Source organism: Priestia veravalensis (genome assembly GCF_001457055.1).
Taxonomy (GTDB): Bacteria; Bacillota; Bacilli; order Bacillales; family Bacillaceae_H; genus Priestia; species Priestia flexa.
Genome location: NZ_KQ758709.1, coordinates 1 through 12737 on the forward strand (window position 1 = coordinate 1; position 12737 = coordinate 12737).

General features: G+C 35.9%; 12 protein-coding genes and 1 pseudogene. 5 read left to right on the forward strand and 8 right to left on the reverse strand.

All coding sequences use genetic code 11. The annotated features are described in order from the left end of the window. Positions 1-44 precede the first annotated feature (44 nt). Both AS180_RS19380 and AS180_RS22895 read right to left on the reverse strand, forming a co-directional pair. On the reverse strand, positions 45-614 hold the full coding sequence (locus AS180_RS19380) for a recombinase family protein (RefSeq protein ID WP_062687339.1): 570 nt from the start codon (positions 612-614) through the stop codon (positions 45-47). A 753-nt stretch (positions 615-1367) separates the two neighbouring features. After that, the gene (locus AS180_RS22895) at positions 1368-1505 is read right to left on the reverse strand and encodes a hypothetical protein (RefSeq protein WP_156413517.1); all 138 of its coding nucleotides are present in this window, start codon (positions 1503-1505) and stop codon (positions 1368-1370) included. Positions 1506-1658: 153 nt separating this feature from the next. Between AS180_RS22895 and AS180_RS19390 the strand changes: the two genes are divergently transcribed. The 3 genes and pseudogenes from AS180_RS19390 to AS180_RS19400 form a co-directional block, all read left to right on the forward strand. Further along, positions 1659-2501: a formate/nitrite transporter family protein gene (locus AS180_RS19390; RefSeq protein WP_062687341.1), complete on the forward strand. Its 843-nt coding sequence runs from the start codon at positions 1659-1661 to the stop codon at positions 2499-2501. 18 nt (positions 2502-2519) lie between these two features. Further along, the gene (cynS, locus tag AS180_RS19395; protein ID WP_062687342.1) at positions 2520-2993 is read left to right on the forward strand and encodes a cyanase; all 474 of its coding nucleotides are present in this window, start codon (positions 2520-2522) and stop codon (positions 2991-2993) included. A 445-nt stretch (positions 2994-3438) separates the two neighbouring features. Then, positions 3439-3663 (forward strand): annotated as a pseudogene (locus AS180_RS19400) (LVIVD repeat-containing protein); the annotation flags it as partial. A gap of 363 nt (positions 3664-4026) precedes the next feature. Here the strand turns inward: AS180_RS19400 and AS180_RS19405 are convergent. The 3 genes from AS180_RS19405 to AS180_RS19415 form a co-directional block, all read right to left on the reverse strand. Next, a complete protein-coding gene (locus AS180_RS19405) occupies positions 4027-4233 on the reverse strand; it encodes a hypothetical protein (protein WP_062687344.1) in 207 nt (68 codons plus the stop codon). 232 nt (positions 4234-4465) lie between these two features. Beyond that, entirely contained in the window at positions 4466-7462 is a 2997-nt protein-coding gene (locus AS180_RS19410; protein WP_062687345.1) for a Tn3 family transposase, read from the reverse strand. 329 nt (positions 7463-7791) lie between these two features. Next, complete coding sequence (locus AS180_RS19415; protein ID WP_043976944.1) at positions 7792-8121, reverse strand: four-helix bundle copper-binding protein; 330 nt, start codon at positions 8119-8121, stop codon at positions 7792-7794. Positions 8122-8621: 500 nt separating this feature from the next. On the opposite strand from AS180_RS19415, the gene AS180_RS19420 reads away from it, so the two are divergent. Beyond that, on the forward strand, positions 8622-9212 hold the full coding sequence (locus AS180_RS19420; RefSeq protein ID WP_062687346.1) for a YdhK family protein: 591 nt from the start codon (positions 8622-8624) through the stop codon (positions 9210-9212). 344 nt (positions 9213-9556) lie between these two features. On the opposite strand, the gene AS180_RS19425 is transcribed toward AS180_RS19420, so the two are convergent. Together AS180_RS19425 and AS180_RS19430 are read right to left on the reverse strand one after the other, a co-directional pair. Then, positions 9557-9961 carry a hypothetical protein gene (locus tag AS180_RS19425; protein WP_062687349.1) on the reverse strand — a complete coding sequence of 135 codons (405 nt, stop codon included), beginning with the start codon at positions 9959-9961 and terminating at the stop codon, positions 9557-9559. A 539-nt stretch (positions 9962-10500) separates the two neighbouring features. Then, a complete protein-coding gene (locus AS180_RS19430) occupies positions 10501-11076 on the reverse strand; it encodes a recombinase family protein (RefSeq protein ID WP_061792966.1) in 576 nt (191 codons plus the stop codon). A gap of 236 nt (positions 11077-11312) precedes the next feature. Here AS180_RS19430 and AS180_RS19435 point away from each other — a divergent pair, with 236 nt between their 5' ends. After that, positions 11313-11588: a hypothetical protein gene (locus AS180_RS19435; protein ID WP_062687347.1), complete on the forward strand. Its 276-nt coding sequence runs from the start codon at positions 11313-11315 to the stop codon at positions 11586-11588. 776 nt (positions 11589-12364) lie between these two features. Here AS180_RS19435 and AS180_RS19445 read toward each other — a convergent pair. Continuing rightward, positions 12365-12737: ATP-binding protein (locus AS180_RS19445; protein ID WP_139109238.1), on the reverse strand; the 373-nt coding region annotated here is incomplete at its 5' end.

Sequence of the window (12737 nt, forward strand, 5' to 3'; positions counted from 1 at the left end):
CTGTAGACCGCAAAGTAAGTTTGAAGAAATAATAAAACGCACCCCTATTTTTTTATTTCTTCAAGTTTTCTTCTGTTAACTTCCCTATATAAGGAACCTTGAGATATTCCTGTTGCCGAGACGATCTCCTTGATAGAATATTCTTTACTATCATACATCCTAAGCGCAACAGTAAGCTTTTCTTTATCCAACTTAGGTCTACCTAATGTTTTCCCACGCCTTTTACTTGCTTCTAGTCCTTCCTTTACTCGCTCTGCAATAAGGTTTCTTTCTAGTTCAGCAATGACACACATCATTTGGAACATGGCTTTACCCGTAGAGGTTCTTGTATCCATATTTTCTTTTAAAGAAATGAATTGCACCCCCATCTCTTCTAACTGTTGAATAATGTTGAGGATATCCAATGTTTTACGTCCTAAACGGGATATGCTCTCTACTACAACTGTATCGCCTTTACGGATAACATCAAAAAGTTGATGAAGTCCCTTTCGATCTTTAACTGTACCAGTAAATTTCTCCTTAACTATTTTTTCACAACCATATTCATTAAGCATACCAATTTGCCGATCTAAGTTTTGGTCAATTGTAGACACCCGAGCATAACCTATTATCATTTGTAACCTCCAATAAATTTGTATATTTTTATTTTACTAGAGAGGAACTTATTGTAAAGGTATTTGGTAATACTTTTGGTAATTATTTTTAGTAACTGCTAATCTTAATAAAATCAAAGGACTGCAGGGCAATGGGGGGACATTACAAAAACACTGGTTTTTGGTAATGGTATATATTAACATGGAGATAGGTTATTCAGCAATCGGGCCATTTAATTGAATAAGACTTCCAAATAAAACTGGATATTTACAATAAACTCAGCTAATTCTTTCTGTGTCATTCCTTTATCTTTTTTATCAAGAGCAGAAATACAGTCCATTGTTCTGAAGTAAGACCATATGGTTTCATGATACTTTGAAAATAGCTTGTTAGTTTTGCATTTGTCCGATGAATAATAAAGCCTCGAATGCCGTGTAAATCATCCAAATCAACCTCTTATAAACGAAAGATAAGGCTCCATACATTGCAATGGACCCTTAAAACTCTTGCATTTATTTTTCAGGTTCCGGTTCAGACTTATTCTGTATTAATCTCTCTAAAGGTTTTCAGAATTATCAAAATCATAAAAATGAGATCCAAACCGGATAATCCGGATAATATTCTCTGATTCACTCAGTGGGCATTCCTCAAAGGTCAACCTGCAGCAATCTTTGCCGAGGATCTCGCCATAAATCTTTTTGACGGTCTTTTCTTCTCCGGGCAGGTAATACACTATAATCGGAACCTTGGGGTTCGTGTCCTCTATTAATTTTTTAAAATGCTCCGCATAGTATTGCAGCTCCTGTTTCCTCGCTGTTGAAGGGCAACGTTCCAACATTTTCTCTAAATTCATACTTTTGCTTAGGGAAAATCGGGCTTGATATTCGAGCAGCCGCAGCTGCCGGATTCATCTATGATTATACTTCTCTTACAAAGTCAAAAATACAGAGGACAAAAATATGTAAGGTTATCTAACATGGTGCGTGACAAAATTATCTATATTCGGTATTCTCTTCACAAGAGATGTCCAACAAACACCAAAAATGTAGAAAGGAGGGAGAATAATGGATTATGTGTCACCCGGTGATGTTGTCGAAAATATGATAAGAGCGGGCCAAGCCAAAGCAAAACTTTCGCCGAAAGACTTAATCGTTCGCGGAGCGATGGCTGGTGTATTCCTAGGATATGCTACCACGCTCGCTTTCACGGCATCTATACAAACACAAATGCCGATAATTGGGGCGATTTTGTTCCCCGTTGGATTCGTGATGGTCATCCTGCTCGGCTTGGAGCTGGTAACGGGTAATTTCGCCCTCATCCCGGCCGCCCTATTGGATAAGAAAGCAAGGATGAGCGAGATGCTCGCGAACTGGTTTTGGGTATTGGCCGGGCACTTGGGCGGAAGCCTGTTGTACGCATGGCTGTTTGTGGTTGCGACCACCAGCTTTGGTCATACCGCTGAAAGTCCCATGATCGAGCAGTTGATCAAAGTGGCTGAATCCAAAACTCTGGCCTATAAAAGCCTAGGTGTGGATGGACTCCTCACCGCTTTCATTAAAGCCATTCTATGTAACTGGATGGTGGCATTAGGTGCCATCATGGCGATGACCTCTAAATCGACCTTCGGCAAGATTGCTGCCATGTGGATTCCGATCCTGATCTTCTTCGGTCAGGGCTTTGAGCACGCCGTGGTGAACATGTTTGTCATTCCGGCTGGAATGATGGCCGGAGCCCAGGTTTCATTGTCTGACTGGTGGTTATGGAACCAAATCCCTGTCCTATTGGGGAATTTGGCCAGTGGTGTTTTGATGGCAGGCTTAGCCTTATATTATACCTACAAGGTCAAAGGGACATTTGCATCAGAACCACATGTAACATCTACCGAATTAAAAATTAAAAATGGATAACGAAAGGGAGTATATGATATGAGCAAAGTAATCGAAAAGCTAAACGTTTTAGACCGTAAAGAGGCGACCCAGATCCTTTTGGCAGCAAAAAAGCAAAAAGGGTTATCCTATCAAGAACTAAGTGAAGAAATTGGCCGGGACAAGACCTGGGTGGCCGCGGCAATCTTAGGCCAAGCTACGATGAGTGAAGAAGAAGCTTTAACGCTCGTCAAGATTTTAGATGTTGACCCTACCGTTGCATCTGTCCTTCAGCAGTATCCAATGAAAGGCTCCTTGGACTCGGCTGTGCCCGTCGACCCGTTGATTTACAGATTCCACGAAATCAACCAGGTATACGGAACTACGTTCAAAGAAGTCATTCAGGAAATGTTTGGGGAAGGCATCATGAGTGCAATCGACTTCCGGATGGACATCCAAAAGAAGGAGGATCCGAACGGTGACCGTGTAATTGTGACATTTGATGGGAAATTCCTACCTTATAAAAAATGGTGAAAATTGTTCTTTGAAAAGCAATTTAGTCGGAACCCGCTTTGTGCGGGTTTTTTTATTTTGCAACAAAAAGGCTTCGGTTAGGATAGAATGTAAGGGATAATGATAGAGGAATGTTTCGATGAACGCTACGATTAAGTATTTTAAGGTAGAGTCAAACGAGCAGAGTGAAAGGCTGAAGTTGTTTCAAATAAATGAACAGACTGAGCGAATGAAGTATCGGAAAGTATCTATTCCCGTTTTCCAGCCACACCACGGGAAGACTGTGGAAAAGAAATTGCAAGAATGAAAAATTTAGAAAAAGATTCTTTTCAAAGACATCACAAGAAAACTAGAAAAAATTAGAGGTGGTTTCATTGCAGAACATGATTACCACTAGCGTTGGCGGAGGTGCAACCAGCAAGCATAGTGCTTGCAAACACAACAGCCAGCACAGGTTTAGACAATTGGTAAAACGGTACACGATTCAAAAGTACAAGGGAATACATTGTATCTTTCTCACTATGCTGGCGGAGTTAGAGCTGTTGATATTTCGAACCCAAGTAATCCTGTGCAAATTGGGAAATATGTTCCTGCCAATGCGAACATCTGGGGAGTTTTTGTAGATCAGAACTATGTTCTCGCATCTGACATGGGCTCAGGTTTAAAAGTTTTACAAAAAAATAATAAGTAAGAAAACCATACTTATTAAGAGTAAATATTGGAGGTTGTTCGTGAAGTAGTTAATATTTTCCGAACAGCCTTTTTGGTTTTACTTTCAAATGGATACTAGAGAGGGATAAATCATGGAACCGTATTTTTGCTTCAGCCGTGGAAACGCGGAATACGACTACGGAAGAATAGAGTGTTGTTTTGCTGAAACAAAACCAGTTGAAAGAACGTTGTCGATGTTATGATTTAAAGGGATTAAAGAACCCTGGGCAACATTTCTATAATTAGATATTCAACAATCGGGCGCAATACTTTAACAAGGATTGTGTAATTTCATATTTGACACAAATTGCGCAGCAACTACAACAAAAAAATGGAACAGTTATTACTGATCCATTTTGGCTCTTATTTTTTCATGTTTTTGTATACCGATATTTAAAATTAAAGCTACCATGCTCCAAATGAGTAGCACCGTAGAAATTATTACTACTGGCCAATATAACATTGGAGATAAGCTTGCTGTTGCTGTAATACTTCGTAAGCCTAAACCTACAAGAAACACAGCAAGTAGTAAAGGTAAATTTTTAATCATTATAGTCACCTCAAATTTTTAATATTGTTAAATTATAACATGTAAGATTATTTAAAATTAGTATTATTTTATGTATTATGCTTACTTCGTAGTTCAAAGATATTATGTATTAGCTTATTCAAGTAAAGGGCGCTTTTCTGAAGTAAGGATTAGTCTCTGATTAACGGGAAACCAGCTAATATCTTGACAGGTGTTTATTAGCTGGTTTTATTACCGTCCCAAATTATGACAACTATGAGACTTTCAACTTAATAGGTATTCGCTGATCCATATCAAGTTCAAAAGTTCCGTATGGATTGACATGATGATAAAATAAAGGTGTTATTCCCCTAAAATCTTCCGGAGTCATTTTCTTCAACCAATATTGATTATTGTCATAAAGAACTTCTTGCACCATTAAGGTATTCATATAGACTAAGCAATTTTGCAACAATTGAAGTGATAAGGCGGACACCTCTTGATCTTCTATCGAATTGGAACGAATTTCACTGTTTTTTCCATAGAAAATATAGGTATTCACCGAGTTCCATTGTTCCACTGTATTTAATCCTTCATGGATCTCCCTACGAATCTCTTCATAGTGTAAATAATCACATAAAAAGATTGTTTTAATAGCTTTTCCTAATTCACATAAAGCCTGATAGGTTGGATGTTTCGTATCCCTTGTAAATCGCTTTAATATGGATTCGGCAGAAGCAGTACCCAACCGTAGAGCAGTTGCAAACTTAATAATTTGTTCATACTGCTGCCGAATAAGATCCCAGTTAATCGGTCTGCTTAAAGCCTGTTGTAGATGAGGATATTCCTCATTCATGCCGGCTTCTGGACGATATAGCTTTTGAGACCCAATATTTTTAAAACGTGGCATCAGCTTAAAACCAAGTAGATGACAAAAAGCAAAAGCAACAACACTTTGTCCGTGTGTATCGACATAATTTCGGTCAACCTCCATGTCCGTACAGTGGCGAAGAACCCCTTCCATCATTGCTGCCACCTCCGAAGAAAGGCAGGACTTAAGCTGAGAATAGATACAAGCTGACTTTCGATCTGTATGCCAATAGATCATGACTCCATGTTTCTTATAACGAGGGTGCCATTCCGAGAGCAGGTTCTGATCCCAAGAGCCAAAATGTTTTGAATCGGAAGCACATGCAGTGGTAGCTTCTCCCCATACCTCTTTCATTCGATTGTAGATGATATGGTTTGTAACCTCTGCGTTGGCTTTTCTCAAATGATCCTTATGAATAAATTTTTGACGTATATACCGAAGTTCCCGATAACCATCTAGGCGGTTCCCTGCTGAAACAGTTTTCAAACCTGTATTTGTTCCTAATCCAAATAAACTTAGAAGAAGCCGTCGTTGGACAGTTTCTCGATCTAAAATCTCTCGATTGGCTGTGGTCTTAAAGTGTTTGGTGAACTCCGTGTGAAAATCTGTTTCTTTTAATAAATCCAATAGGTTAATATCGGTCCAACGGTTCTTAATCTCCTGTTTAAGCATTGTCACATGTGGAGGTTCAGGTTGCTTTTCGAGTGGAGTAACTCTAATCCATCCCTTGTTATTTCTGGTAGTAATCGCTACTTTTTCATTACTTTGATCTTCTATCCCTTGATTCAATAATTGGAGTTTATCTTTCATCATCTGTATAATATCTTTGATAAAAGGCTCTACATCAAGAGGAGCTTTAAGTGCTTGAAAATATTCTTCCTTGTGCTCATCAAAATCTTGAGGCAGATCTTCATCCGGATTTCGATAACGATCAGCGCCCTCGATCCAAATTTCCTTACAACGAAGTCGAGTGCGAAGCGAATGTAAAACAGCAATCTCATAATTGATTCGGTTCACCCTCTCCATCCCTTTACTATCCGTTTCAACAATAATATCCTTCCACTTAGGCTGAATGACTCCCTCAACGGGAACCTCATCCCCAGCAGCAAAATAACGTTGCCCACTTTCTCCATACTCTCGTATAAGTTGGATAGCCTCAATAATCGGCTGGTGAAATTGATTATTTGAGCGAAAAGTAAGGTTGTTTAAAATTTTAGAAAGAGACTTCCGATAATGCCCTTGGTAAGAAGAGTGCATTTTTGTATAGATTTTTTCTTTGTACTCCCGGTTATTTTTTGTCATGTCCTTAATAATATCTCGAATCATATCAGAGCTAACAATAGGGAATAAGGTATCTTGAATGACCCCTTCTGGATGATCTACGGATGCTTTTAATAGATTGACAATATATTTGTTTTTTCCTTGGACTCTTTCTAATTCTTCTACTGCTTCTTTTCGAGTTGTATTTTTGGCCTTATTTCCGAATTTAAGCGTAATTTCATCCAATAAATCAGCTAAATAATCAATAACTTCCTCATGACGATGCGAAAATAAAATGGCAAGAAGGGTATAGCGAATGGGTGCAGGGTGTGCACGCAATTCCGTTACAGTTTCTGTAGCTGCACGAAGTCGATATTTCTTTACTAATTTCGGAGTCAAATGATGAAATAATCTTGGAGGAATGTGTAGATGCCGAATCGCAAACAATTTTTTAATTTCTATTTCCATAGTGTTTACACTTGGTTTGCTAGGAGAAGATAAAAGTTGGCGAAAAGTTAAAATATCGGATTCCCTTTCCTTATGAAATTCTTCTTCAAAGCCTTCTGCTGATACCTCATCAGCAAAAGATTCCAGTAACGCATCTAATCGTGACCAAGTCTTAGGAGATAGCTGCTGATAAATCGATTCGTACAAATTCTTTTCAAAAATATCGATGGCAGAATCAATCATTCGCTTTAAACTCCCGTTTGAAGGAGGTTCGACTTTCCACTTGCGAAACAGACTATATGCCTGATTTTTTAAATAGTCAGTATCATGTATAAAGTGAACTTGTTCGTTTAACCAATCTGTCAAAAGATCATTGTCCTTTGCCGTTAGCTCTCTAAAATCGAAGAATTCCCTAATTTGCTTTCGATGATAAGTAAAATTTCTTTCCTCTGCTCCCCAACGATATTCTTCAAAGAGCGTTGGAGAAAATCCTAATTGATGTGCTATAAATTCAATGACCACTTTGGGAATATCCTGTTTTTTTGCAGGAAATCGTGCCTCTTGCTGAAAGTACTTTAATAATACTGTAAAGCCTAAACGACTTGCCCCTGTTTTATTTCCAATCAGCTTTCTTTCAATTGGTAATAAGGTAAAATGTTCTAGAAGTTCGTCTTCATTCCAATTTCGTTTCATAAATCCTCTTCCCCTAATCTAAAGTAATTACTAATTTGAGTGTAATCTATTGATTGGAGGATGAAAACAATACTTTGCGGTCTAGAGCAGCTACCCTGTCACTAAGCCTTCAAGGGGTCCAAAAAACGTTTTAACCCTTTTTCATGGATTTTAAATGTTTTTAATTTCATTAAAGAACACCTCGCACTACAGATTGTAGTGTTAAGTGCTCTTTTAGTCAAGAATCATCATTAAATTAAAAAGTTATGCGTGTTTTATCTTACATACCTTTCTACTCTACGGCTCTTTCCAGTAAAAAATCAGACAATTTTTTACTATTTAGTACATAATTATGCTACTAGCCTTCTACACTCTTCTGCACATTTTAAGCAAGCTTCTGCACATTTTTTACAGTGGTCATGGTCATGATTTTGACACTCATTACCGCACGCTTCACAAATTTTAGCACAAGCTTCAGCTAACTCGGAAACAAATGGTGTTCCTCTTCCTAATGCCTGCTCCAAATACGAACAAATATCCGCACATTCTCGATCTAAGCGAATACATTCCACCATCATTTTGACATCCTCTTCCTTTAAACAAGCATCATAACAATGATTACATGCAGTCATACACTCATGTAACGTTTTAATAATTGATTGATAATTTTCATGTGACATATTAAAATTCCTCCTTTAAATCATCTTTCTTTATTACAATAGACGAACATGTTAATTGTTAAACATAATAATTACTATTTTTCATCTGTTTTTAATGTCTATACTACATTCATAAATGTGTAAATATAAATAATAAACTCATCAAAGAATATCTTACTTACTATTAGTTATATAAAAAAAGAGAAAGACAATAAAGAAAAAGAAAGTAAAACTAATAAAAAATTTATTTGAATCTTTTTTAGATATTTTTTCATTATTTTCAATAAATCTGCACAAAATCTGCACAAATTTTATTTACACTATGAGAAGACATTAAAAAATCACATAGAATAATTGGTAATTTTAGGATAGGTTTAAACTGATATAGTTAGGTTAATTTAAGAATAAACAAATTGATATTAACAAAATTAATAGGCATTTTCTTCAAGTTTATACCTCCTAATATACAGTGTAGGATTATTTTACAAATGAAGTATAATGCCTAGAAAAGAGGGATTAAGATGAAGAAACAACTTTTTATTCTAGGAGTAGCTACCATTATAGGGTTAAGTGGATGTGGAAATAACTCAAACGATGATAATAAAGCAAAAAACGAGAATAATTCAAACCAATCAGAAATGGATCATTCAAAAATGAACGAGTCAGAAATGTCTGAAATGGATCATTCTGGTTCGGGCGAAGTTCCTGAAGGGCTAAAAGAAGCTGAAAATCCAAAGTATAAAGTGGGAAGTCAAGCAATTATTGATGCAGACCATATGAAAGGTATGGATGGTGCTAAAGCAACTATTGTCGGTGCTTATGACACAACGGTCTATACTGTTACTTACACACCTACTACTGGTGGAGAAAAAGTAACAAATCATAAATGGGTTATCCAAGAAGAAATTAAGGATGCTGGGGATAAAGAATTAAAACCCGGAACTGAAGTCACTTTAGAAGCAGACCATATGGAAGGTATGAAGGGTGCTAAAGCGACAATCGACTCAGCTGAAAAAACTACTGTCTATATGGTTGATTACACACCTACTACTGGCGGAGAAAAAGTAACGAATCATCAGTGGCTTACAGAAAGTGAACTTTCTGCTGAATAAAGTTTAACTAAAGAAGCACTATTCAAAGTGAAAAGTATTTCTGATCTAAATAGCCCGTTATTATAAGTTTTTAAATTCGAAACTACGTATTGCTAATATAACAAAAATGTACTGATGTTAAATTGCTTAGACCAAACCCATGGAATTTATGAATTCCATGGGTTTTCTTATAAATTTTATTATGCTGCTAACTTTCTACATTCTTACACACATCTTAAGCAAGGTTCCTGTAAGAGCTATTATTTTAGCTAGATATGTATAGCACACACATTTGAAAAATTTAAAAACTATCTGTTTCTTATACAGACAGTTTTTTATCATTATCCTCTATCCCTTTGTTTAGCTTATAAACCGTCTAACTGTCTCCACCAATTATTGATAAGCCCGTGCCAATTATAAAAAAGTGTGCTTCGTGGAGCTCTTGAAATTCGTCCAAAATCACTTTCATTAAAGACATCACTACCTATGACATGAATGGCATCATGTAGAGAAGAAGTTTGTAAAAAGCGTCCTAGCTCATCGGACGAATTGAAGGATGACAAGTTTCTAACAATTCGATTTTCAGCATTTTGAAGTTCTCTGGTCCATTCAGGATGTCTTTTTATTGCGATAGGAATTGAACGCCAAGGTTCTACTAACCTTGGGTTTAACCCTTCGTTATTATACCATTCTAAAGCTTCTTGTATAAAATCTCGGTGAAATGAAAGAAATTCTATTCCATCACCTGAACGTAATTGACTCATATTCATATGTTGCCTATGCCATCTATCGTGTTCAATGAGAAAACTTTGAGGAAAGTTCTGAATTCTAGCCATCGTTAACCCCTCTATATCATAATTTTCTATATAATATGCAACTTTCAGTTAAAAGTTTGTGCTATATTCTCATAAAAAAGCTGATTCTGGCTAGACAAAATTATACCTTTTAAAAAACATTTTTCTAATTTTTACTTGCCTCATGAGGAATTAGCTTTACTTTTAATTTTCTTTTCTACAGCACAACATTTAAGCGAACAGAATTTACTTATAGCTCTTCTTGGTTTATATTCTTTTCCACAGATTGTGCACTTTTTGACTGGATGTTTAATATAAGCTTCTCCCTTACATGATTGAGAGCAATACTTTGCATTTTTGCTATAGCTTTTGAATTCGGAATTGCATACTTGACAGATAAATGTAGCCATATTTATGATCGCTCCTAGTTAGTCTTATATAATATTGTATCATTATATGGGGTACGGAAACGATTCGAGGATTGAGGGGCCACACAGGAAATAATTTACATTATATTACATCCCCTCTTTTTCCTCCATTTCCTTTAGCTTGCGATAAAACGCTGCCTGACTAACCTTTGTAATGGCACATATCTCCTTTACCGTTTTATCTGTTGTATTTCGTAATTCAATTGCGTGGTTCATTCCCGGATGTTTATCCGTATATTTTTTTACTCTTCCTCGATATTTGCCCTTTTGCTTGGCCAATTTAATCCCTGAACGTTGCTTCTCTTTAATCATTTCTCGATCTAGCTCACTAAATGCTGCCATTACAGTTAAAAAGAATTTACCAGTAGGTGTTCTTGTATCAATTCCCAAATTAAGTATAACAAGATGGATGTTCCTTTCACGAAGCTGTTCAACTAGCTGCAGCAACTGAACAGTGTTTCGACCAAGACGATCCATTCGAGTCACAACTAAGGTATCACCAGTAGCAATTTTGGAAAGAAGTTCGTCCAATTGTTGCTTCTGTTTAGAGACACCACTGATTTTCTCCTTCACAATTTGATCTACTCCAAATTTTGTGAGTTGTTCTATTTGGGTATCAAGATTTTGGTCTTGTGTACTTACACGGGCGTATCCATAGATCATATTTCGTCCTCTTTTAATATATATTTTTGATAGGTGTTATTGAGAGTCTATCAAGTTAATATTATCAAGGAGTCCGTATCTTATCAATAGGGTGTACTCTATTGAAATTGTGAATGATAGTGACTTAAACTAACGGGGCAGGTTTGTTGAAGAAGAATGTCCATATTCTACCTAAAGGCTAAATAATTGTTTTCTGATAAAATGATGTGTATTACAGCCTTTGAGGAGGAGAAAGATTGGATGCTTTGGTTGTTGGATTATTGTTTTTAATTCCAGGAATAATCTTTTTCATATTAGTTTTGTTAAAATATACGGAAGAGGAACATTGGAAGGAAGTTAAGAAGTGGAAATGGATAAGAAATGATACCTATGCTTCTTGGTCAGAACAGGATATGATTCTTTTTCACAAAATAGCGAGTAAATCATACATCGCAGCAAAAATAATTCTTATCCTGTCATCCATCATTCCAATTGTAATAGGTGCCTTTGCTTTATGGGTCTTTTTTTCGTAAATTGACTCCTTTTTCAGCTAACGGATGCGTTAGTTGATTAAGAATAACTAAAAAAGTCGATTCCTTGAGATGAAAATCGGCTTTTTTAATAGGTAACATTTCCTTAGCGTTGTAAATCCGCATTTTCCTGACGCAACCCCTTTTTGGTAAGCTTCACCGTTTACAATTTGCACAAAAAATAAACGAATTATTAAGGTTGTGAATAATAAAAAAACGACAATAAATAAAATATTCATCTTAAAAGAAAACTTCGCTTTTTCCTTTTTATTCATCATATTACCTTCTTTTATGAAATTTATATCGAATGCTCTCGTTAAGCACAAGAATTCTGGAGAAAAGAGATGAAAAGAAGAAAGACATTAGCTATTCTCTAACCAGATTATGAATACTTTGATTTTATTGTTATTAACCAATATAACAGGGGAATTTGGAGAATTTATGTAGTTCAATAAATGTTTTGAAAATAAAAAGATTTTGAAGGTGCTTCTTTCTTCTTTAGTAATTGGGAAGAATGAACAGAAAAGCACTGATTGTTAATTCTCCACAGATTCTTCAAAAATAAGTATTACGATATAGCTTAACAAGTTAAATACTCTCCGAAAATAAAGCATCTAGAGATGTTTTATAGACGTGCTTAAAAAAATTTCATCTTAGGAGTGAGAGGAAAATTGAAATTAAATTCATTATTAGAAGGCATTATAAATAAAGAGCTATTAAGTAATATAGAAATCCAAGGTATATGTGACCGTCAAGTAGAATGAAACAATTTTTGCTCGTTATTTTGAAACACTTTGTTCCCCAAATATGGTAGAACGATGCTTCATACGATAACTATCTTCATTTAAATGAATGATTTCTACTCGGTGAAGAATCCTATCTAGAATTGCTGTTGTTATAGCTTGATCACCCAATAATTCTCCCCATTCTTTTGGTGCCTTATTAGAGGTCAAGATAATGGAAGACTGATTATACAAGTCATTAATTAAATGAAAGAACATATTAGCTTCTTGTTGATCCATTGCCATAAACATTAAGTCATCTATTATGACTAAATCAGCCTCTCTAATTCTTTTCATTCTTGCTTTTGACTTTCGTGTGATTTCTTCTGTTTTCAGGTTATGAATTAAATCTCCCATTGATGTGAATATC